Source organism: Nonomuraea ferruginea, from assembly GCF_039540635.1.
GTDB lineage: Bacteria > Actinomycetota > Actinomycetes > Streptosporangiales > Streptosporangiaceae > Nonomuraea > Nonomuraea ferruginea.
Map to the genome: position 1 here is coordinate 172331 of NZ_BAABFD010000005.1, position 21422 is coordinate 193752.

General features: G+C 70.7%; 19 protein-coding genes. 6 read left to right on the top strand and 13 right to left on the bottom strand.

Annotated elements, in window-relative coordinates:
• Positions 1 to 116 precede the first annotated feature (116 nt).
• Entirely contained in the window at positions 117 to 1433 is a 1317-nt protein-coding gene (gene nhaA, locus ABD999_RS11715) for a Na+/H+ antiporter NhaA (protein ID WP_271275114.1), read from the top strand.
• A gap of 6 nt (positions 1434 to 1439) precedes the next feature.
• Here nhaA and ABD999_RS11720 read toward each other — a convergent pair whose 3' ends face one another.
• On the bottom strand, positions 1440 to 1883 hold the full coding sequence (locus tag ABD999_RS11720; RefSeq protein ID WP_271275113.1) for a CBS domain-containing protein: 444 nt from the start codon (positions 1881 to 1883) through the stop codon (positions 1440 to 1442).
• 143 nt (positions 1884 to 2026) lie between these two features.
• Between ABD999_RS11720 and ABD999_RS11725 the strand changes: the two genes are divergently transcribed.
• A complete protein-coding gene (locus ABD999_RS11725) occupies positions 2027 to 2197 on the top strand; it encodes a hypothetical protein (RefSeq protein WP_271275112.1) in 171 nt (56 codons plus the stop codon).
• A gap of 49 nt (positions 2198 to 2246) precedes the next feature.
• Here the strand turns inward: ABD999_RS11725 and ABD999_RS11730 are convergent, their stop codons facing one another.
• The 12 genes from ABD999_RS11730 to ABD999_RS11785 all read right to left on the bottom strand — a co-directional run bounded on the left by ABD999_RS11730 (position 2247) and on the right by ABD999_RS11785 (position 17168).
• Positions 2247 to 3560 (bottom strand): M24 family metallopeptidase, encoded by a 1314-nt coding sequence (locus ABD999_RS11730; protein ID WP_271275111.1) that lies wholly within the window; start codon positions 3558 to 3560, stop codon positions 2247 to 2249.
• A 33-nt stretch (positions 3561 to 3593) separates the two neighbouring features.
• A complete protein-coding gene (locus ABD999_RS11735; protein WP_187281094.1) occupies positions 3594 to 4310 on the bottom strand; it encodes an ABC transporter ATP-binding protein in 717 nt (238 codons plus the stop codon).
• The gene (locus ABD999_RS11740; protein WP_148030913.1) at positions 4307 to 5077 is read right to left on the bottom strand and encodes an ABC transporter ATP-binding protein; all 771 of its coding nucleotides are present in this window, start codon (positions 5075 to 5077) and stop codon (positions 4307 to 4309) included. Before ABD999_RS11740 ends, ABD999_RS11735 begins: the two co-directional genes overlap by 4 nt.
• Positions 5077 to 6033 carry a branched-chain amino acid ABC transporter permease gene (locus ABD999_RS11745; RefSeq protein ID WP_271275110.1) on the bottom strand — a complete coding sequence of 319 codons (957 nt, stop codon included), beginning with the start codon at positions 6031 to 6033 and terminating at the stop codon, positions 5077 to 5079. The genes ABD999_RS11740 and ABD999_RS11745 overlap by 1 nt, the downstream gene beginning before the upstream one ends.
• A 33-nt stretch (positions 6034 to 6066) precedes the next feature.
• Positions 6067 to 6948: a branched-chain amino acid ABC transporter permease gene (locus ABD999_RS11750; protein WP_271275109.1), complete on the bottom strand. Its 882-nt coding sequence runs from the start codon at positions 6946 to 6948 to the stop codon at positions 6067 to 6069.
• 15 nt (positions 6949 to 6963) lie between these two features.
• Entirely contained in the window at positions 6964 to 8139 is a 1176-nt protein-coding gene (locus tag ABD999_RS11755) for an ABC transporter substrate-binding protein (protein WP_271275108.1), read from the bottom strand.
• Positions 8140 to 8176: 37 nt separating this feature from the next.
• Positions 8177 to 9463 carry an Nramp family divalent metal transporter gene (locus ABD999_RS11760; RefSeq protein WP_271275107.1) on the bottom strand — a complete coding sequence of 429 codons (1287 nt, stop codon included), beginning with the start codon at positions 9461 to 9463 and terminating at the stop codon, positions 8177 to 8179.
• A 2-nt stretch (positions 9464 to 9465) separates the two neighbouring features.
• Entirely contained in the window at positions 9466 to 10698 is a 1233-nt protein-coding gene (locus tag ABD999_RS11765; protein WP_271275106.1) for a M24 family metallopeptidase, read from the bottom strand.
• A 364-nt stretch (positions 10699 to 11062) separates the two neighbouring features.
• A complete protein-coding gene (locus ABD999_RS11770) occupies positions 11063 to 12034 on the bottom strand; it encodes an LLM class flavin-dependent oxidoreductase (RefSeq protein ID WP_271275105.1) in 972 nt (323 codons plus the stop codon).
• 39 nt (positions 12035 to 12073) lie between these two features.
• Positions 12074 to 13384: a M24 family metallopeptidase gene (locus ABD999_RS11775; RefSeq protein ID WP_271275104.1), complete on the bottom strand. Its 1311-nt coding sequence runs from the start codon at positions 13382 to 13384 to the stop codon at positions 12074 to 12076.
• Between the two features lie 29 nt (positions 13385 to 13413).
• Positions 13414 to 15495, bottom strand: a complete 2082-nt coding sequence (locus ABD999_RS11780) for an acetate--CoA ligase family protein (RefSeq protein ID WP_271275103.1) — start codon at positions 15493 to 15495, stop codon at positions 13414 to 13416.
• A complete protein-coding gene (locus tag ABD999_RS11785) occupies positions 15492 to 17168 on the bottom strand; it encodes a thiamine pyrophosphate-binding protein (protein ID WP_271275102.1) in 1677 nt (558 codons plus the stop codon). The genes ABD999_RS11780 and ABD999_RS11785 overlap by 4 nt, the downstream gene beginning before the upstream one ends.
• A 265-nt stretch (positions 17169 to 17433) precedes the next feature.
• Between ABD999_RS11785 and ABD999_RS11790 the strand changes: the two genes are divergently transcribed.
• Genes ABD999_RS11790 through ABD999_RS11805 form a run of 4 tightly spaced genes read left to right on the top strand, consistent with a single transcriptional unit; the run spans position 17434 to position 21391 of the window.
• Entirely contained in the window at positions 17434 to 18606 is a 1173-nt protein-coding gene (locus ABD999_RS11790; RefSeq protein WP_271275101.1) for an FAS1-like dehydratase domain-containing protein, read from the top strand.
• Complete coding sequence (locus tag ABD999_RS11795; protein ID WP_271275100.1) at positions 18603 to 19169, top strand: SRPBCC domain-containing protein; 567 nt, start codon at positions 18603 to 18605, stop codon at positions 19167 to 19169. The genes ABD999_RS11790 and ABD999_RS11795 overlap by 4 nt, the downstream gene beginning before the upstream one ends.
• On the top strand, positions 19170 to 20744 hold the full coding sequence (locus ABD999_RS11800) for an AMP-binding protein (protein ID WP_271275099.1): 1575 nt from the start codon (positions 19170 to 19172) through the stop codon (positions 20742 to 20744).
• Between the two features lie 41 nt (positions 20745 to 20785).
• On the top strand, positions 20786 to 21391 hold the full coding sequence (locus ABD999_RS11805; RefSeq protein ID WP_271275098.1) for a helix-turn-helix domain-containing protein: 606 nt from the start codon (positions 20786 to 20788) through the stop codon (positions 21389 to 21391).
• The last annotated feature ends 31 nt before the right edge of the window (positions 21392 to 21422 follow it).

Genomic DNA, 21422 nt, shown 5'->3' on the forward strand with positions numbered 1-21422 from the left:
GCTCCGGGCCCCCTCCGCTCGACAGGCACTCCCGGCCGGTCGGTACAGTGGGATGAGGTGCGCCGGGAAGTCTGGTCGGCAAATGACCGACCCGTACCCGAATCCCGGAGCGCCTCATGACCAACCCTGTCCCGCCCCGCAAGCCTGCCCTGCTCGGCCGGGGGTCCTGGGGCGAGACACTGAGGATCGGCGCCATCCTCCGCAAGGAGACCGTCGGCGGGGCGTTGCTCCTGGTCGGCGCGGTGGTGGCGATGGTCTGGGCCAACTCCCCCTGGGCGGACGCCTACGAGACGCTGCGCGGCGTCACGTTCGGGCCCGAAGCGCTCCATCTGAACCTGAGCCTGGCCACCTGGGCCGCCGACGGCCTGCTGGCGATCTTCTTCTTCGTGGCCGGGCTGGAGCTCAAACGCGAGTTCGTCGCCGGTGACCTGCGCGACGCGCGGCGGGCCGCGGTCCCGATCGCGGCCGCGCTGGGCGGGGTGATCGTCCCCGCTCTGCTGTATCTGCTCTTCGCCGGGGGCGTGGAAGGCGCGGCCCGCGGCTGGGCGATCCCGACGGCCACCGACATCGCCTTCGCCCTGGCGGTGCTGGCGGTCATCGGCCGGTTCCTGCCCACGGCGCTGCGCACCTTCCTGCTCACCCTGGCCGTGGTCGACGACCTGGTGGCCATCGTCATCATCGCGCTGTTCTACACCGACCACCTCTCGCCGGTCCCGCTGCTGGCGGCGCTGGCACCGCTGGCGCTGTTCACCGTGCTGGTGCAGCGCCGCGTGCGCTCATGGTGGCTGCTGCTTCCGCTGGCCGCCATCACGTGGGCGCTGGTGCACGCCTCGGGCGTGCACGCCACCGTCGCCGGCGTCCTGCTCGGCTTCGCCGTACCCGTCCTGCGCAGCCCCAAGTCCGGCGGCCCGGACGCGGGCCCCGGCCTGGCCGAGCACTTCGAGCACCGGTTCCGTCCCCTCTCGGCCGGGGTGGCCGTGCCCGTGTTCGCGTTCCTGTCCGCGGGAGTGACCCTCGGCGGAGCGGACGGCCTGATGAGCGCCTTCCGCGACCCGGTGGTGCTGGGCGTCGTCGTGGGCCTGATCGCGGGCAAGCCGATCGGCATCATGGCGGCGACCTGGCTCATGGCCCGCTTCACCCACGCCGACCTGGACGAGAACCTGTCCTGGGTCGACATGCTGGGACTGTCGCTGCTGGCCGGGATCGGGTTCACCGTCTCCCTGCTGATCGGCGAACTGGCCTTCGGCGTGGGTGACGACGCGCACGTCAAGGTGGCGGTGCTGGCCGCATCGGTCACCGCCGCGCTCCTGGCGACGGTGGTCCTTCGCCTGCGCAACCGCGCCTACCGGCGCATCCACGAGATCGAGACCGCCGACCTCGACCAGGACGGTGTCCCGGACGTGTACGAGCCCGACCAGGCCCGGCAGAACTGACCGCCGTCACGCGGCGAGGGTCCCCTCCAGCAGGGTGTTGAGCGTGAGCGCGCCCAGGAGACGACCCCCTTCCACGACCGCGACCAGCGGGCTGCGCGTGCGCGTCATCAGGACCGCCAGTTGCAGCGTGGTGGCGTCGGGGCCGCAGATCGGCAGATTCCCGGGGCGGGCGGAAAGGCAGGCGCGCAGGGGCCGGCCGCTCATCCGATGCGGGAAATCGTCAGAGCCCGCCTCGTCCACCACCCGGACCAGGTTCGGATCAACTTGGAAGTGGTGCGGGACGGCCAGCCGCAGAACCTCGGTGCCCGGCAGGACCGTGTACGGCGATCCGTCGTCGCCGACCACGATGAGTCCGGGCAGATCCCGCTCGGCGAGCAGCCGCACCGCGTCGCCGACGGATGCGTTCAGGTCGAGCACGGGAAGGTCGATGATCAGGTCACGGGCGCGCACAGTGCATCCTCAAGCCTCGACAGCATGACGCGCCGACCAGACTTCCCGGCTCACCTGACACGACCCTATCCACAAATTCGCCGAGCTGTACCCCTGGACATAACGGATCGACGGGCGCACGACTTCGTTCACGAGCACGTCCCGTGAACGAAGGGAGGTTCCGGCGCGCCCAGCAGGACGGCGTGGTGGCCGCCGACGCCGACCTGGACGTGCTGATCGACCTGATGGCCGGCGCGGTGACGTACCGCGACCCGCAGCCGGACCCGCCGGACGCCGCCGAGATGCTGCGCTACCTCACCGCCAGGCCGGCCTGACCGGCGCCCGCGGGTCGGCGGCGGAACCACGAGCCGAAGCCGCCCGGGTTCACCGGGTGAGCGGCTGGAAACCCCAGTCGTAGATCGATCGGGCGCCGTCGTCGTGCACGATCGCCACGTCCTCCAGCCAGTACCGTTCGCGTACGGAGCCGCCGTAGTAGAGGTGGGTGGAGATGACCATCCCCTCGGTCACCGACCAGTCGGCGAGCCTCTGGTTCTCCCCCTCGGCCGGCAGCTCGATCTCGCCGTGCTCCAGGCCGACGCCGTGGAAGAAGAACAGTGCCCGCTCCGGGTCCGCGAGACCGTGGCGTCGCAGCACGGCGCGTGCGGTCCCCTGCAGCTCGCTGATCTTGGTGCCGGGGACCATGCGGGCCTCCATCTCCTGCAGGGCCTCGGAGAACGCGTTCGCGGTCCGTACGGAAGCCGGATCGTCGCCGCCGTCCACGATCCAGGTCTTCCCGCCGTCCCAGCCGTACTCCTTGAAGGTGCCGTGGCAGTCGAACATGATCCGCATGCCGGGTTCGATCGCGTAGTCGGGGTCGAGGCCCGCGTGGACCAGGAAGGCCGGGTCACCGTGCGGCGGGTTCGACACGACGAAGGGGTAGGGGTCACGGCACAGTCCGCTGCGTGCGGTGACGTTGCGCGCGTACTCCCTGGCGAGGTCGCGCCAGGTCATGCCCCGGGTCCAGCTGTCCACGGTGGCCTGCAGCGCGCGCTGGTTGATGTCGGCCGCGGTCTTGAGGATCTCCAGCTCCTGCGGGGTCTTCACCAGCCGCACGTGCTTCATCAGACCGTACCCGTCTACTTCCTCGACGTCGTCGAGACGCAGCTGCCGGGCCAGTCTCGGGTTGTCGAAGGCGACGCGGGCGTGGGACAGGCCGAGGTCGCCGACGGCCTTGCGGACGCCGAGCACGAGGCTGGGGGTGAGGTTCTCCCGCATCCTGCGCGCCCAGTCGGTGTTCAGCGCATCCCGCGGGAGGAAGTTGTCGATGAAGTCGGGGTCGTCCGGCAGGTCGAGCTGGCGGACCAGGCTGCTGAACGGCCGGATGTCGGACACCCAGCTCGGCTGGTGGCGGAAGAACGCCAGCTCGGTGTCCTGGACGACCAGGATGGGGTGGTCGGGGTGGTGCCGGGAGAAGACGAAGGCGGCCAGGCCGTTGGCCTCCAGGTGGGCGTGGCCTCCGGCGGCGTAGAAGCTGCTCAGGTAGAGGACGTTGGGCACGTAGTAGGAGACGAGGCCGTCGATGTCGCGGGCCTCCATGGTCGCCAGCAGCCGTTCGAGGTTGCACAGCCGTTCGGGGAGCAGGGACTCCCGTTCGGTGCGCGCGTGGTCCAGTCGGATGGCCGGGATCGCATCGGTCATGGTCAGCCTCCGGGTGTGGGTTGGGGGACGAGGTCAGAGGATCTCGTCGAGGCTCGTGATGTCGGTGCGGTCGTCGATGGTGTGGCTGAGCCCACCTCGTCGGACGACCTTGGTCTCGGTGGCGAGGGCTCGCACGGCTGTCAGGCTCGACTCGGTGATGACGAGGGCGACGCCGGTCTCCTCCTGGATCCGCCGGACGACTTCGACCATGGATTCGGCGGTGGCCGGGGCGAGGCCCAGGGTCGGCTCGTCCAGCAGCATGACGGCGGGTTTCCGGATGAGCCCGAGGGAGATCGCGAGCATCCGGTTCTCGCCGCCCGACAGGGCTCGTGCCGGGCTGTCGCGGCGCTCGTGGATGCGCGGGAACCAGTCGTAGACGCGGGTGAACGCCTCGGACCGCTGTGCCCTGCTCAGTTTTCCGGACAGGCCTATGATCACTTCCAGGTTCTCCTGGACGGTCATGCCGCGGAAGGTGCCGTGCTCCTGCATGACATAGGACAGACCGTCACGCGCGCGCTCGGCAGGAGAACGCCGGTCCAGCGAGGCGCCGGTGACTTCCACGCTTCCGGCGCTGACCGCGCAGAGCCCCATGATCGCCCTGAATATCGTGGTCTTGCCCGCGCCGTTGTGGCCGACGAGCAGCAGGCTGCCGCCCCTGGGCACGGCGAAGGTGATGTCCTTGACGACGTCGCCGCGCCCGTATCCGGCGGCCAGACCCGTCACGCGCAGAGCCGTCGCCGTGCCGCTCACGCCCGCCACCCCTTCCCGAAGTACATGTCGATCAGTTCGTCCCTGCGGAACAGGTCCTCGGGGGTGCCCCGGGCGACGACCTCTCCGTTGCTCATGAAGACGCAGGAGTCGGCGAGGGAGCGCACCACGGACAGGCTGTGCTCGACGATGACCACCGGGAGGCCCCCGGCGGCGATGTCGCGGACGATCCCCACGACGCGGTCGATGCTCTCGCCGTCCAGCCCCGCCGCGGGCTCGTCGAGGAGGAGGAGCCTCGGCCGCCGGATCAGCAGCCGGCCGATGCCGACCAGGCGCTGCTCCGCGTAGCCGATGTCGCCCGCTCTGTGGTCCCGGAACGCCGACAGGCCGAGCGTCTCGAGAACCTCGTCGGCCTGCCGTACGAGGCCGGCCTCCAGGCGGGCCGCCCGGCGCGGGCGGGCCAGCCGCCAGAACGGGCTCTCCGCGCGTGGACACCGCACCGCCACGACGAGGTTCTCCAGGACCGTCATGTCCAGGAAGGCACGGCCGTCCTGCCAGGAGCGGGCCAGACCCCGGCCGGCCAGACCCGCCGGGCCGAGAGCCGAGGCGGCGGTCCCGAACACCTCGACGGTGCCCGACCTCGGCCGTATGTGACCCGAGAGCACGTTGAACGCCGTGGTCTTGCCCGCGCCGTTCGGGCCGATGAGCGCCATGATCCCGGTCGACGGGACGTCGAACGAGACGTCGTTCATGGCCACGATGCCGCCGAAGGCGACCGTCACCCCGGACAAGCTGGCGATGGTCGCCATCAGGACCTCCCTTCGGCCGCCGCCACGCGGTCACGGCCGACGCCGGGGCCGGGGGGCGGTGACGGGGGCGGGCGGCTCGTGCGCGCCGCCCGCAGGGCCGGCGCGGGAGGCGCGACGATGCCCTCGGGCCGGAACAGGAGAAAGAGCAGAAGAAGCAGCCCGAACAGGATCTGCAGCAGATCCGCGGCCTCGGCGGCCTGGATCTCCAGATACTGCAGGAGCTGCGGGATGAGCTGGTAGAACAGCGCGCCGACCGCGGGCCCGAGCACCGCCCGCGATCCCCCGACGATGAGCATGGACAACAGGGTGATCGACACGTGGATGCTGAAGGCGTTCGCGTCGACGTACGACAGGTACTGTGCGTACAGAACGCCCCCCAGGGCGGCCGTGCCCCCGCTCAGGCAGATGATTTTGATCTTGAGTACGGCGGGCCGCACCCCCAGTCCTTCCAGGACCTGCGGGTCCTCCCCCAGCGCCCGCACGGTGAGGCCGAAGGCGCTGCCGTGCAGCACCCGGTAGGCCAGCACGACGAGCGCGCAGGCGGCGACGGCGACGAGCAGCGCCGACTCGGTCTCGGTCAGCGGCCCGATGGAGGACATCCCGCGGATGCCGGCGAGCCCGCTCTGCCCTCCCGTGATCTCCAGGTTCTGCAGCACCGTGACGAACACGATCTGGAAGGCGAACGAGACGATCGCCAGGTAGATGCCGCTGACCCGCAGTGCCGTCAGCGCGATGACCGCGCTCGCGACGACGCCTCCCGCCACGCCGAGCAGGGCGCAGACCGCGGTGGGCCAGTCCGTCTCGAGCGAGAGGATGCCGTAGACGTACGCGCCGACACCCCACATGGCCGCCTGCGAGATGAGGAACTGTTTGCCGAGACCGGCGCTGAGGCCGTACCCGGTGACCACGATGATGTAGACCGCGGCGAACATCGCCAGGCTGATGACGTATTCCATAGCCGGTTTCCCTTCCTCTCCGTGAACCCGGGGTCAGGTCTCCATCGCCGTGCGCGCGTTGCCGAACAGTCCGTGCGGGCGCAGAAGCAGGACGAGGAAGAGGATGCCGAACAGGATGGCCGTCTCCCAGATCGACTCCACGCGCCAGAGCGCGACGCTCTGGACGATGCCGAGGAAGATGCCGACCAGGAAGTTGGGTACGGGCCGCCCGGTGCCGCCGAAGATGACGGCGACCGCGCCCACCAGGGTGGGCTGGAGGCCCAGGAACGGGGTGATCGTCCGTCCCGACGAGAACAGGATCGCCGCGACCGCGGCGACGAGCGATCCGATGGCGAACGCCCACAGATAGGAGCGCTGGACGGAGATGCCCGCCGCGCCCGCGAGCACGGGGTTGTCGGAGACCGCCCTCATCTTGCGTCCTTCGGCGGTGCCGTTCATGAAGGCCGCGACGCCGACGGTGGCCAGCACGCCGCAGGCGACGATGATGATCTGCCGCAGGGTGATGTTCACACCGCCGAACGTGTACGACGTTCCGTCGCCGAACCCCGGCACGGGCAGCGGCGTGTGTCCCCAGACCAGGGCGATGGTGGAGGAGACGATGGCCATCACGGCCAGTGATCCGACGAGGAGCATCATCTCGTCGCCGCCCCGGCGGCGCAGCGTACGGTAGACCACGCCTTCGCAGAACAGCCCGGTCACCAGGGCGGCCGCCGCCGCGGCGAAGACCGCCGCGGCGGCTGGAAGTCCTGCTGCCAGCGCGGTCTGGTAGGCGAACGCCGCTGTGGCGAACACCGCGGCCAGCGCGACGTGGAAGACCTTGGCCACCAGGTAGGTCGTGCCGAAGGCCACGGCGAACAGGCCGTACACCGCTCCGACGGCGATGCCGTTGACCAGCAGTTGCAGGAGGAGTTCCACTTTCCCTCACCTGACTCAGGAAACGGGTTCGAGCGTCTCGACACGGACGAACGCTCCGTCGCGGGCCTCGAAGAGCGCGAAGGGCTTCTTCACCGTGCCCCGCTCGGGTCCGCTGTTCAGGAACCGGGTGGTGCCCGTGTAGGGAGCCTCGAACGCCTGGGAGTCGAACAGCTTCTTGACGTCCTCGCCGGTGGGCGCCGCCTTCGTCTCCCCCGCGATGGCGTCGATGGCGCTCAGCGCGACCCAGGTCGCGTCGTACATCGAGGTGAAGAAGGCGCCCGGGTCCTTGCCCGCGTGCTTCTCGCGGTATTTCCGCGTGGCCGCGGCCGCTTCCGGGGTGCCGTCGAGTGAGTAACTCGGGTCGGAGTACTTGGTGCCCTCGACGGCCTCCTTGGCTATCGTGAAGATCGTCGGCTCGCCGAACCCGCGGTAGCTCCACAGGGGTACGTCGACTCCGGCCTCCCTGATCTGCTTGGCGACCTGGGCGAAGACGCTGTAGGCGGCGAAACCGAAGATCGCGTCGGGATCGGCGTCCTTCAGCTTGGCCACCTGGGAGGAGAAGTCCACCGCGTCGGCGGCGACGCTCTGGCGTTCCGCCACCGTGCCGCCGAGGCGGGTGAACGTCTCGGCCAGCACGTCGGTGGCCGATCCGCCGTCGATGTCGGGGGCGAAGACGACCCCGATCTTCCGGTGCCCGGCATCCCACATCGCCTTGGCGACGGTGCGCATCTCCTCCGAGGTCATCGGCAGGGTGTTGAAGAGGTACTCGTGGCCGGCCAGCTTGTCGGTCGGGGCGAGCGGGTTGATGTAGACCGTCCTGGTGCGGTCGGCCACGGGGGCCACCGCGATGGACGGCCCGGCGAAGCCGCCGAGCACCACCGGCACCTTCGCCTGGGAGGCGAACTTCGTGAAGACCTGGACGGCCGCGCCGTTGTCGAGCCGATTGTCCTCGTAGGTCATCTCGGGTTTGAAGTTCTTGTACGGATAGGCGTCGACGGCGTGCTCGATGGCCTCGCGGAACGACTGTCCGACGGAGGCGTACTGGCCGCTGAGCGCCAGCGACACTCCGATGGGGACAGTGATCTTGCCGTCCGCGTCCTGCGTGCCGCCGGACGTGCCGCCGGACCCGCAGGCGGCCGTCAGGGCGAGCATGGCGGCGACCGCACCGGCACGCCTCGTGATGGTTCTCACGGCGTGGCTCCCTTCTCGGTTGGGGGTGGTCGGCCGGTTACCCGAACATCGACAGGAGGGACTGTCCGCCCAGCACGGCGAACAGCAGGATCGCGCCGCCGAGCACGAGGTTCGACACGGACAGCGGGCGGTTGCGGTACACGGCGTCGATCCGGCGGGAGTTGAGCAGCCACAGGAGGGTCGCGCACAGGAACGGCGCGAAGACCGCGGCGAGGACCCCGGTGAGGATGACCAGGAACACCGGCTGCCCGACCGCGGCGAGGATCATCGGCGGGAACGTGATGAGGACCAGGAAGACGCGGAAGGCGGGGCTGCGGGTCGAGGTGTGCTGTTCGGACTCTTCCTCCGGCACTCCCCGGAAGGCCCGCACGGCGTCGGCGAAGAGGTAGCCGAATCCGTTCCAGACGCCCAGAACCGAGCTCGCGACCACCGCCCAGAAGCCGAGGAGGAACAGCCACTCGACCGGGGCGCCGTAGCTCTGCCCGAGCAGGTTCGCCACGCCCACCAGGTCAGCGTTGCCCTCGATGCCGAACTTGGCGATCGTCAGGAACTCCGCGCCCACGATGAGCATCGCGACCGCGAAGATGCCGGCGAGGACGTAGCTGATGACCACGTCCACGCGCATCACCCGCACCCACGGCGGCGAGCGCCAGCCCTTCTCCCGTGCCCAGTAGCCGTAGGCGATGATCGAGAGGGTGCCGCCGAACCCGCCGATGATGGAGACGACGTAGAGCAGCGAGCCGTCGGGCAGCGACGGGATCGATCCCGACAGCAGGTTGCCCACGTTGGGCCGGATCGCGACGGCGACCGCGACCGCGCAGACGAACATCATGCCGACGAGGATCTTCATCACCAGCTCGAAAAGCCGGTAGCGGCCGACGAGCACGACGATGAACGCCACGACGGCGTGCACGATGGCCCAGGCGGTCGGCGACAGCCCGGGGACCATGGCGTTGGCCGCCAGCCCGGCCGCGCTCGGACCGGCCGCACCGAACACCATCGCCAGCACCAGGACATAGGCGGCGAACGGCACCAGCACCCAGCGGGACAGCGACTGCCACGCGGTGATGAGGGTGGTGCCCGAGCTCAGCGTCCACCGCGCGATGCCCTCGGTCATGAAGAACTTGAGCACGACGGCGAGCAGGATGGCCCACAGCAGGCCCATGCCGTACTGTCCGCCCGCCACCAGCGCCGTGATCATGTCACCGGATCCGACCGCCGCGGCGGCCAGCACCAGGCCGGGGCCGATCGTCCGCAACCAGGCCCCGGTCGAAGCGGGGATCCGCGGTTCCTCGGCGGCGCGCACTTCCCTGGACGTGTCCATGTCTACACCTCGATCTCGTCGACGTGGTCGCTCATGGCCACGTAGTAGGGGTGGCGGCGGGTGAGCAGCCGGATGCCGTTCCGGACCACGAGGAAGGTGAGTTCGTGCTGGTAGCCGCCCTCACCGAGGATGCCGAAAGGCACCTCCACGTTGAGGACCATGTCCTCGCGCAGCGTGAGGTCCCGTTCCCCGGGCCGGAACCGGGGCATCCAGGGCTGGGCCGGGGCGAGCAGCGGCGCGTCCCGGGCCTCGACGCCGATCCCGTGCCCCACGTGCGAGTGCCGGAAGCGGGTGATTCCGGCGGCGTGCATCGTGTCCCGCGCGAGCGTGTAGAGAGCGGACGCCGTCACGCCGGGCCGCGCGGCCGCCAGCACGGCGTCGACGGCGGCGGTGACGGCCCGGTAGTGGTCCAGCTCGGACGGCGACGGCTCGGCAAGGACCTGCACGACGCCGCCCGTGTCGGCACAGTAGCCGTCCACGACGAGGCCGCAGTCCCAGCGGAACCGTTCGCCGGGGCTCGCCCGCCGGCGGCCGGGGCGGCGGAAGACCGCGCTGCGGTCGCCGCTTCCGGCCATGAAGAACGTCGGCAGGGCTCGTCGCCTGGAGATCGCCTGCCGCCAGGCGAGTTCCACGTCCACGTCGGTGCCGCCCGTCCCGAGCACGGCGAACGCCTCGGTCAGCGCCTGCTGGCTGATCTCGCCGGCCTTGCGCAACGCCTCGACCTCGGCCGGCGTCTTGATGATCCGCGTCCACTGCAGGATGTCCGCGCCGCCGTCGCTCCAGCGTGCGGCGACGTCCTCCTCCTGGAGGCGGCGCCATGCCACTCCGCCGTCGTCGGTGTCGACCCAGATCGCGGCCCGCTCCAGGCCGAGCTCGGTCAGCAGCGCGCGCAGCGCGGAGACCGGGTCGGCGTGCAGCCGCCCCTCGACCTCCAGGATGCCGGCGTCGGGGCCGGGACCGGAGTCGGCCACGGCGAGGATCGGACGCCCGTAGACGTGCATCCGGTCGGTGCCGATGCCGGCGTCGACCATGTCGGCGATCTCGGCGGAGGGCATCACGAAGTGCGGGCGCTCGGGGTCGTCGGCGGTGACGAGACCCCAGTAGGAGTTCTGCGGGTACAGCCTCCCCGTCGCGGACGCGAAGCCCCCGGCGTATCGGACGTTCGGATAGCTGGTGGCGAGGACGGCGTCCGCGCCGACCTCCTTCATGGTCGCGAGTAGGCGGTCGATGTTCAACGCGCGCTCCTTGGTGGTGTCTCCCGTGGCTACGGCTGATTGCTTCGAGCCCGCGGGCCCGGCATCGCCGCGGCGGGACCTCGGTGGGGGGTGGGCGGGGAACGGTGTCAGGGCTGTGCGCTGGACACCGGATGGAGATGCGCTCGGGGGCGAGGACATCTCATCGACACATAATTTTTACTGGTACCTAACATTGGGCGGCCGGGCCATGAGTGTCAATAGCTGTCGCGTATTGACATATCGGCATCGGAGAGGGTCTACTGCCTGGCAAATTCCGGGAAATCAGGCACGACGAAGCACACCGCCGGCACTGTTCGCGGCGCGCCTGCCCCTCCACGCTTTCATCTGACAGATGAATTTGCGCTCAGCGGGAGCGACGGCCGAAGGAACGGATCGCGGCCCGGACGGCGTCATGACCGGGGCCGGTGGGGAAGCCGAGGCGGATGACGACCTCGGCCGCGTCGAGCCGTGCCGCGGCCGCGCACGCCTCCTTCACGAGCTGTTCCGGAGGGCCGCAGAGGAGCCTGTCGCGGAAGTCGGACCAGCCGATCCGCACGCCCGGCTCCTCTCTCAGCCGGCCGGCGCCCACGCTGAACTCCACCAAGGAGCGCTCGACATGCGGCCACCAGATCCGCTCGGTCTCGTGGTCGGCGGCCGGCCAGGCGTTGCGCATGAGGATCACCTCGCCCTCCGATCCGGCGGCGGACCAGTAGATCTCGGCGAGACGCTCCAGGGTCGTCAGCGAATGGGAGGGGTCGGTGATCCAGGGCAGGCCGAGCAGGCCGGCGCGGCGCACGCTCGGCTCGGCCATCGCGCCCACGGCGAGAGGGAGCGGCCGGGACGGCCGCGGGTACAGCCGCGCCTCGGCCAGGCGCAGCGAACCCACGTCGGCGGTGACGGTCTCACCTGCCCACAGCCGCCGGATCACCGCGAGGGAGTCGGCGAACCTGCGTCTCATCTCCGCGCGGGGCACGCCCATGGCGGCGTAGTCGCCGTCCAGGCCTCCCATCCCGACGCCGACCCGGTGCAGGCGGTCACCCACGAGCGCGCCGAGAGTGCTCATCTGTTCGGCGAAGGCCAGCGGGTTGTGCAGCGGCAGCAGGGCGACGCCGGTGCCGATCCCGATGCGCGGCGTCCGGCCGGCCACATAGGCGGCCAGCGTGAGCGGCGCCGACGGGTAGTCGTCGTCCCTGCCGTGGTGTTCAGGGAAATAGCAGGCGTCGAAGCCCGCCTGGTCGGCCGCCTCCGCCAGTTCGACGGCGCGCGCCAGGCTGTCGCGATGCTCGTCCTGCTCACGGAGCATCTGGGGGACGACGAGCAGGCTCAGTCGTGTCATGGGGTCCCACCTCCTGGGGGGATGGACGGTGGGACGCCGCTAGATGAAGTCGGTGCCCCAGGTGAAGAAGGTCTCGCCTCCGTGGTCGGTGACCAGGGTGATGTCCTCCAGCCAGTGACGGGTGCGGATGTCCCCGGGGTAGAAGATGTGCGTCGCGACGACCATCCCCTTCTCCATCCGCCAGTCGAGGGCGCCGCCGGTGGTGTAACCGCCCCCTCGCGGAGCCTCCAGCTCGCCGTGTTCCAGACCCATCCCGTGGAAGTAGATGAACGCGGCCTCGGGACGCGGCAGCCCGTGCCGCCGCAGCACGTCACGGCCCAGGGCCTGCAGACCGCTCACCGTGCTTCCCGGCACCAGCGCCGCGTTGATCTCCTCCAGGGCCGCGCCGCAGGCGTCCGCCACCCGTTGTCCCTCTCGGGTCGGCTCGTTGCCGGCGATCCAGGTCTTGCCACCGTCCCAGCAGTACTCCAGCCACTCGCCGTGACCGTCGATGACGATGTGAGCCCCCTCGGGGATCACGTAGTCCATCTCACGCAGGCTCTGCATCAGCAGCGCGTCGGGCTCCCCCGGCAGGGGGTTGGCGACGGCCAGCGGGGAGGGACCGCGGACGAATCCGCCCAGCTCGACCGCATGGCGGAAGTAGGAGTGGTTGATCTCCTGCCAGGTCTGGCCCTTCTCCCAGCCGGCCGCCGTCCGCTCGATGGCGAGCTGGTTGATCCGGGTGGCCTGGCGGAGCATGGTGAGCTCCTCGGCGGTCTTCACCGACCGTACGAACTTCATCATCCCGTAGCCGTCGACGATCTCGGCGTCGGGCAGGTCGAGCGAGCCTGCGAAGGACAGGTTGTCCGTGGCGACCCGGCCCCGCCCGAGCCCGAGGTCGCTGATCGCCGACATCACGGCGGCCTTGAGCCCGATGTAGTAGTTCGCGGCGGCGTGCTTGCCGGCCTCGGTCTCCGCCCAGGCCTTCGGGAGGAACCGGTGCAGCCCGTTGTGCTCGTCCGGCAGGTCGAGCTGGCGGATGCCGCCCGCGTACGCACGGATGTCGGTGATCCAGGTGGGCTGGTTCAGGAAGAAGGGGAACTGCTGGTCACCGACCAGCATGATCGGGTGGTCGGGGGCGTGCCGCGACAGCACGATCGCGGCCAGGCCGTTGGCCTCCTGGAGCGCGTGCCTCGCGGACGGGGTGAAGCCGGAGAAGTAGTAGACGTTGGTGTCGTAGTAGCTGACGAATCCGTCGATCCCCCGCTGTTCCATGACCTCGAACATGCGGTCGGTGTTGCAGAACTTCGCCGGCCGGACGGGGTGCCCGAACTCCGGCAGGTTCCGCCGCTTGACCTGGGCAGGTTCCATGCTGTTCTCCTCGGCTGATCTCCTGGGGGTCACGCCTGACCGGCGACCACGTCGACGGTGGCGGCGCCGGATTCGTAAAGGAAGACGGGGTTGAGCTCCACGAAGCCCAGCTGGCCGGCGGCCACCGCGTCGAGCGCCGTGGCGACGACGTCGAGCAACGCGTCGACGTCCAGGACGGGCCGGCCCCGGTATCCGTCGCACAGCCGCCCCACCGGTGAGCCGAGCAACCGGCGCCGGCGGGTGGGAGCGTTCCATCGGTGCGAGATGATCGCTTGGCCGGGGATCAGCTCGGTGAGCAGACCCCCCGGTCGTACGAGCGCGAACGGCCCGACTTCGGGGTGTTCCATCGCCGAGACGAAGAACTCCGTCCCGCCCGGCGGCGCCATGCGCTGCACCAGCACGTCGTCGTCGTGCTCCCGGCAGGCGGCGGCGACTCTCGCGAACGCCTCCCGCAGCTCGTCCTCGCCCGTCACCACGGCGACCGCGCCCAGCTCGGACCGGTGGACGATGCCGCGGCCAGCGGCCTTGACGACGGCCGGGAAGCCGAACCGGCGGGCGGCCTCCACCGTCGGCGCGGGAGCCCAGTCCACCCAGGGCAGGCCCGGCAGGACGGCACGCGCCTCGTCCAGTCCGAGCCCTCCGCCGCGGCTCGGGACATGTGCGCCCGAGCCGCCGTCCGGCGCTCGCGTGCGGGGGGCGGAGGTGAGGGCGAGTGCGGCGACGGCCCGCTCGACCGTGGGGACCACCGCGACTCCCGCGGCGGCGAGCCTGGCCGTCTCCTCCTCCCCGAGCCGGTCGTCCTCGGACAGGTGGCACAGGACGAGCGGCGCCACGGGCGCGGACGGCCCGCGATCCTGGGCCACCAGATCGGAGACGAGCGTCGCGGGATCGTGAGCCAGACCCGAGGTCACCGCCACGGTGACGTCGAAGATCCCGGAGGCGCGGTAGGCGCCTATGGCGGAGGTGAACACGCCGGTCTCGTTCAGGAAGGGGATGTCGAGCGGGTTGGCGGACTCCAGCCGCGGGTCGAGCCGTACGGCCTGCTGGTCTCGGCCGGGTTCGGCGAGCCTCAGGCCGGGCGCCTCGTGGACCCGGTCCGCGCCGATCACGCCGCTCGCGCCCGAGACGGTGACGATGCCCACGGCCGCGTCGCGGTGCCCGGTCCCGCACGCCGCGGAGACGACCAGGCAGTCGGCGAGGGTCGCGAGGTCGTCCACCTCGGTGAATCCCGCCTCCGCCAGGACGGCCGCGGTGGCGTCGTTGGGGCCGACGAGCCGCCCGGTGTGTCCGCCCGCCGCCGCGCGACCGGCCGCCGTACGCGCGGCCTTGTAGACGAACAGCCGCTTGCCGCAGGCGTGGGCCGCTGCTGACACGCGGTCGAACCAGTCGATGTCGGTCAGGCCCTCCAGGAAGATCCCGACGACGTCGACGTCGTCGCGGGCCAGCAGGCCGGCGGTCAGCTCCATGGCGCCGGTGTCCATCTCGTTGCCGGTGCTGAACCAGTGGGCGATCCCGGCCCCGCGCCGGAGCAGGCCCATCAGCAGGCCGTTGCCCAGCGCGCCGCTCTGGGTCACCAGGCCGATCCGGCCCAGGCGGGGGGCTCGCCGCGTCAGCACGGTCGAGAAGTTGAGGTGCGCCCCCGAGCCGACCGACATGGTGCCCACGCAGTTCGGGCCGATGACCCGCATCCGGAAGCCGGGCCGCCGGATCACCTCCTCCAGCTCCCGCCGTGGCCGGCTGGACGGCGATTCGAAGCCGCTGCCGATCACGACCGCGGCGCCCGCGCCGGCCTCGTCGAGGTCCGAGACGGCCGCGGGGACCAGGTGCGCGGGGAGGTTGACGATCGCGACGGCGCGTTCGAGCCGGGGCAGCGCCTTGATCCTGGGCACGCACGGCACCCCCAGGATCGACTCGTGCCGCGGGTGCACGACGTGCAGTCCGCCGCGGTAGCCGTACCGCAGCAGGAAGGCCAGCGCGCGGCTGGAGAGCTTCGACTCGTCGGCGGAGGCGCCCACCACGACCACCTCGGAGGGCGCGCACATCAGATCCACCAGCCCGGCGCCGTCGAGACGCGAGCTCCCGGCGGTTTCGCGGGCGCCGGTCACGCTCATTCGTCACCCCCGAAGGAGACGGTGCCGGTCCCGTAGTGCAGGCGGCGGTACTGGACGCTCACGGCGCGATGGTCGATGGGGACGTCGACGAGGGTGGGCGCCGGCTCGGCGACGAAGGCGGCGACGGCCGCGCGGAGTTCCTCGTCGGAGTCGCAACGCTCGGCCCGCAGTCCGAAGGACCGCGCGGTGCGGGCCAGGTCGGTCCGGCCGAACACCGCCTGCTCGCCGCTGATGCCGCGGGCGGCGAGCTTGTGGTACTCCGCGCCGTACGCGCCGTCGTTCATGACGATGACCAGCAGCGGGATGTCGTGCCTTGCGATGGTCTCCAGTTCCTGCACGTTCATCAGCAGGCTGCCGTCGCCCTCGATCACCGCGCAGGGAGTGTCGATCCCGGCGGATCTCCGGGCGACGGCCACGCCGATGGCCGTGGGCACCGCCTGCCCGATCGCGCCGAAGTCGTAGGTGAAGTGGTAGCTCGCCGGGCCCCGGCCGGTCATCCCGGGCACCACGTAGTTCCAGAAATGGCCCACCCCGACGGTGATCGACGCGTCCTTCGGCAGGGCCCGGTCGATCGTCGCGACGGCGGCTTCGGGATGGTGCGTGCCGGGCGCCGGGCCGTCCGGCTGATCGTCCGCCCGGTCGGGCCGGGGCCGCCCGGAGGGGGCGTCACGGGCCGCGCCGCGTGGTGGCATCAGTTTGAGTATCTCGGCGACGGCTTCGGCCGCGTCGGCCCTCGTGTAGGAGTCCGCGACCCGCTGACCGTCGAGGTAGCCGGCCGGATCGGTGTCGATCTGGACGACGCGGGCGGCGGGGAAGAGGTATCCGCCCTCGGTGGTGTAGTAGCCCATGCGGGCCCCCACGCCGAGCACGAGATCCGCTCCGGCGAAGATCTCCCTGGCCGCCTCGGACGCGAAGGCGCCCGCGAGTCCCACGTCACGCGGCTCCCCTTCGAACCAGTCCTTGGCCCGCAGGGTAGTGGCGACGCGCGCGCCCGCCCGTTCGGCGAGTTCGAGGATGTCGGCCCGGCAGCCGGCCCGGACCGCTCCGGCGCCCGCCACGATGACGGGAGAGGTCGCGGCGCCGAGCAGGTGGGCGATCTCGGCCGCGGACTCGGGTGACGGCCGGAGCGGCGCCTGCTCAGGCACCAGCGCGGCGGAGGTGGTGATGACCTCGGTCCATGGCTGGTCGGTCTCCTGGAGGTCGTACGGCACGCTGAGCACGACCGGCGCCCGGTGCGTGCGGGCGGTGAAGAAGGCCCGCGCGACCGCGTCGAGGGCCTGGTTGACGGTGGAGACCCTGATGAACTCCGCGCCCGCGGCGCGCACCAGGGGTTCCTGTTCGAGTTCCTGCAGGTGGAAGGCGGCCTCGACCGGTGTCTGCCCGGTCAGGATCACCATCGGGGTGCGGTGCCGTACCGACGCCGTGAGCGAGGTGAGAACCTGCGTGAGGCCGGGGCCGCAGGTCACCGTGGCGACGCCCACGCGTCCGGTGGCTCTGGCGTAACCGTCCGCCATGGCGACCGCCGCGTTCTCGTGACGGGCGTGGATGACGGTGACGCCGGGCCGCTCGGCCATGGCGGTCATCCAGAACATGTTGCCGTCGCCCATGAGCCCGAAGAGTGTGTCGACGCCCTCGGCTTCGAAGGCGGATGCCAGGTAGTCGTACAGGAGCACGAGTCCTCCCGGTGCCCGTCGAGGTGCGGGCCTCGACGTGTTTGCTAGCAGCAAATATTGAGTCAGAGGAAACACCGCGTCAAGAGGCAGCGGAGATCTCCTGTCGATCACACCTCTTGGAGCAGGGAAAACGTGGCGAGCCGACGAAAGTTCTAGCTTGACTCTTCGCTCAGAGAAAATATGTTGCTATACAAGACTCCGTCGAGGACCCCTCGACCCGTGCCGGCGGAGACCGGCCGGTCTCCGCCCCAGGAGGTAGCAGGCGATGGCATCCAGACTCGGACTCGCGCCCCAGATCGATCCAGAGCAGTTCGCCCACATCGAAAGCCTGGTCGGCACACCGATCCGCATCGAGCCCTTCAACCACGAGGCGACCCGGGACACCATCCGCCACTACGCGCTCGGCATCGGGGACGACAACCCCCTGTGGTGCGACCCCGCCTACGCCGCCGCCGGGCCGCACGGCGACCTGCTCGCCCCGCCGACGTTCCTCTACTCGGCCTTCGACGGCGCGATCGGGGCAGGCCTGCCCGGCGTGCAGCCGGTGTACGCGGGAACCGAGTGGGTGTTCCATCGGCGCGTACGCCGCGGTGACGAGGTCGATCCGAGTGCCGTCTTCAGCGGTGTCCGCCGGCTGAGCGGCTCCACGAGCAGCGACATGGTCCTGCAGAGCTGCGACATCGAGTACCGCGTAGCCGGTTCGCCCGTCGCGACCGCCCGCGCCCACACCTTCCGCCTGCCGCGCCGGGACGCCTCCGGCGGTGGGCTGGCCTACGAGCCCCGCGAGGAGTACGTCTACTCCGACGCGGAGCTCGACCGGATCCGCGAGCACGCGCTGTCGGAGTACCGGCGGGGCTCCGCGCCCCTGGTCTTCGGCGAGCTCGCGCCCGGCACACCGATCCCGTCCGTGGTCAAGGGGCCGATCGACCGCATCACGATGACCTCCTACTACGCCGGATGCATCGGATCGCCCGGCTACAAGGCGTGCGAGGTCGCCTGGAAGTACCGCGACTGGGCGCTCAACGACCCCTCCCGGCTGCCGTCCAACTACGACCCGAGCTACTTCGCCGAGACCGTGCTGCCCAGCCTCGGTCACCAGGACGCCGACGTCGCGCGCGAGATCGGCATGCCCAACGCCTACGACAACGGCCCTCAGCGGTGCGGGTGGTTCTCCCACGCCGTCACCAACTGGATGGGAGACACCGCCTTCCTGCGGACGCTGTCGATCCGGCTCCGGCGGCCCGACATCCTGGGGGACACCGTCTGGATCGGCGGGGAGGTCGAGACGCTCACCGAGCAGGACGGCCTGGGAGTGATCGGCATCCGGCTGGAAGCCGTCAACCAGCTCCGGCAGGTCGTCGCCACCGGCGCCGCCGAGGTGCTCTGCTCCCTGACCCCGTCGGATGTGCCCGTCGAGCCGGCGGACGAGACGCGGTGAAGCTGGAGCAGTCCGTCGTCATCGACGCCGACGCGGCCCGCGTCTGGGCCCTGCTGTGCGAACCCGAGTCGGCCGCCGGCTGCGTGCCGGGAGTCCGGCTCGACGGGCGCGACGACGACGGACACCACCGGGGCGAGCTCACCGTGAGCTTCGGGCCGACGCGGGTGGCGTTCTCCGGCGTGGCGGAGATCGTCATGGCTCCGGAGGACATGAGCGGGACCATCGTCGCGCGGGGCGCCGACCGGCAGGGCCGCAGCAGGGCGTCGGGCACGCTGCGGTTCCGCCTCGTCCCCGGCGACGGTTCGGTACGGCTCGTCTCCTCGGCGGACGTCGCCATCAGCGGGCCGCTGGCCGGTTTCGCGGAAAGCGGCGGGCGGCACGTGGTCGAGCAGCTGCTCGCGGGGATGGCGGCCAACGTCTCCGCCCGGCTGCGGGACGAGCGTCCGGCTCCCGGCACCGTACGGCTGTCGCTGCGCGAGGTCCTGGCCGCCTGGCTCGCCCGCTTCTCGCGGTGGCCGTGGCGGCGCGGCGGCGGAGACTCCCCGACCCCCGAGGGGCGATGAATGGCCGGATACACCTTCACTCCCCTGACGCCGACCGCGTTCCTGGAGCGCTCGGCCGTGGTTCACGGTCACAGGACGGCGATCGTCGACGGCGACCGCCGTTTCACCTACCGGGAGTTCGGCGAACGCTGCCGGCGCCTGGCCGGAGCGCTCACCGCGACGGGTGTCCGTCCGGGCGACCGGGTGGCCGCCCTCTGCCTCAACAGCCACGTCATGCTGGAGGCGCACCATGGCGTCCCCTGGGCCGGCGCCTCCCTGGTGTCCCTCAACCCTCGTCTGTCTTCGGACGAGCACGCCTACATCGTCAGGCATTCCGGCGCCAGAACGATCATCGCGACCGCCGAGCTCCTGGACCGGGCCCGCGACGTCGCTCTGGCGTGCGACGCCGAGCTCGTCGTGGCCGGCGGCCCGGAGGACGACTACGAGGACCGGCTCGCCGCGGCCGGCCAGACCGTCGTACCCGTCGCGGACGAGGCGGCGCTGGTGGCCGTCAACTACACCAGCGGCACCACCGGCACTCCCAAAGGGGTCATGTACCACCACAGGGGCGCCTACCTGCAGTCGCTGGCCATGGCCTACCACCTGGGGCTCGCCGCCGACAGCGTCTACCTGTGGACGCTTCCCATGTTCCACTGCAACGGCTGGTGCTTCACCTGGGCCGTCACGGCGGCCGGCGCCACCCATGTCTGCCAGCGGTCCTTCGACCCGGCGGGCACCTGGGGCCTGGTCCGCGAGCACGGCGTCACCCACCTGTGCGCCGCCCCGACCGTGCTCACGATGCTCGCCGCCGGGCACCCCGGCGACAGGCGGGAGGGTCTTCGGGTGCGCGTGGCCACGGGCGGCGCGCCTCCGTCGCCGTCGCTTCTGGAGCGGCTGGACGCCCTCGCTATGGACGTCACGCACCTGTACGGCCTGACTGAGACCTTCGGCCCCATCGCGATCAACGAGTGGCTTCCCGAATGGAACCGTGAAGCACCGAGTGAGCGCGCCCGCCTGTTGAGCCGCCAGGGCGTGGGCAACATCGTCGCCGACCGGCTCCGCGTCGTCGACGACGCCGGAGCCGACGTGCCGCGGGACGGCGAGACGGTGGGCGAGATCGCCGTGCGGGGCAACGACGTGATGCTCGGCTACCTGGGTGAGGCGCCGCCTGCCGATGACTGGTGGCGAACCGGCGATCTGGCCGTCATGCACGGGGACGGCTACGTCGAGATCCGTGACCGGCTGAAGGACGTCATCATCTCGGGCGGCGAGAACATCGCCTCGGTCGAAGTGGAACGGGTGCTGGAGAGCCATCCCGCGGTGCTGGAGTGCGCGGTCGTGGGCCGCCCGGACAGCACGTGGGGCGAGGTGCCCGTCGCCTATGTGACGATCCGGCCCGGACAGGCGGCGACGGAGGCTGAACTGGTGCGGTACGTCCGAGCGAGAACGGCACATTTCAAGGCTCCGAAGACCGTACTCTTCGGGCAGTTGCCGAAGACCTCCACCGGTAAGATCCAAAAAGGACTGCTCCGTGAGAACCTCCGCCGGTCGGCGTCCGCCGGCCTCGCGACATCCGATGACCCGCCGGGTGATTGAACCTCCGGTTGTCCGGGCGCCGAACGCAATACGACCATGACATGCTCGGGGGCAAGGCGATGAAGGAAGAGCCGGGAAGTCTGGAGTCCATCCAGATCGGGTCCAGGCTGCGCAGCTGGCGGCTGGCCTCGGGCCTTTCTCTGCACAAGGTGGCTGACACGTCGGGCCTCTCCCCCGGCTACATCAGCCAGGTCGAGCGGGGCCTGGCCAACCCGTCCCTCGAGTCGCTCAAGAGGCTGGCCGACGCCGTGGGCATGCGGATCGGCGACCTGTTCGTCGATGAGGGCGACGGGTCCCCGGAGAGCTCCCGCTTCTTCGTGACCAAGCGGGGCATGCGCAAGCAGATCCGCTATCCGGGGTCCGGCATCCTCAACGAACTGCTCACGCCGGACCTGCAACGCCAGTTCGAGGCGATCTGGGTGGAGGCGCAGCCGGGGGCGACGAGCGGCGGTCATCCCCACTCGCACGCGGGAGAGGAGTGCGGTGTCGTCATCTTCGGTTCGATGCGGTTCTGGGTGGGCAACGCCGATCTGGAACTCGCCGCCGGAGACTCCATCTATCTCGACTCCACCGTGCCCCACCGCTGGGTCGCCACCGGCACCGAGCCCCTGGTCGCCGTCTGGATGATCACACCGCCGACCTTCTAGAGGAGCCTTCACCGGCTCGGAGCGTCAAGAT

Coding starts and splice junctions, on each gene's coding strand:
- ABD999_RS11775 (WP_271275104.1), bottom strand. CDS start 13,384: ATGGAACCTGCCCAGGTCAAGCGGCGGAACCTGCCGGAGTTCGGGCAC.
- ABD999_RS11740 (WP_148030913.1), bottom strand. CDS start 5,077: ATGGCGACCATCGCCAGCTTGTCCGGGGTGACGGTCGCCTTCGGCGGC.
- ABD999_RS11730 (WP_271275111.1), bottom strand. CDS start 3,560: ATGACCGATGCGATCCCGGCCATCCGACTGGACCACGCGCGCACCGAA.
- ABD999_RS11805 (WP_271275098.1), top strand. CDS start 20,786: ATGCTCGGGGGCAAGGCGATGAAGGAAGAGCCGGGAAGTCTGGAGTCC.
- ABD999_RS11800 (WP_271275099.1), top strand. CDS start 19,170: ATGGCCGGATACACCTTCACTCCCCTGACGCCGACCGCGTTCCTGGAG.
- ABD999_RS11760 (WP_271275107.1), bottom strand. CDS start 9,463: ATGGACACGTCCAGGGAAGTGCGCGCCGCCGAGGAACCGCGGATCCCC.
- ABD999_RS11780 (WP_271275103.1), bottom strand. CDS start 15,495: ATGAGCGTGACCGGCGCCCGCGAAACCGCCGGGAGCTCGCGTCTCGAC.
- ABD999_RS11745 (WP_271275110.1), bottom strand. CDS start 6,033: ATGGAATACGTCATCAGCCTGGCGATGTTCGCCGCGGTCTACATCATC.
- ABD999_RS11770 (WP_271275105.1), bottom strand. CDS start 12,034: ATGACACGACTGAGCCTGCTCGTCGTCCCCCAGATGCTCCGTGAGCAG.
- ABD999_RS11790 (WP_271275101.1), top strand. CDS start 17,434: ATGGCATCCAGACTCGGACTCGCGCCCCAGATCGATCCAGAGCAGTTC.
- nhaA (WP_271275114.1), top strand. CDS start 117: ATGACCAACCCTGTCCCGCCCCGCAAGCCTGCCCTGCTCGGCCGGGGG.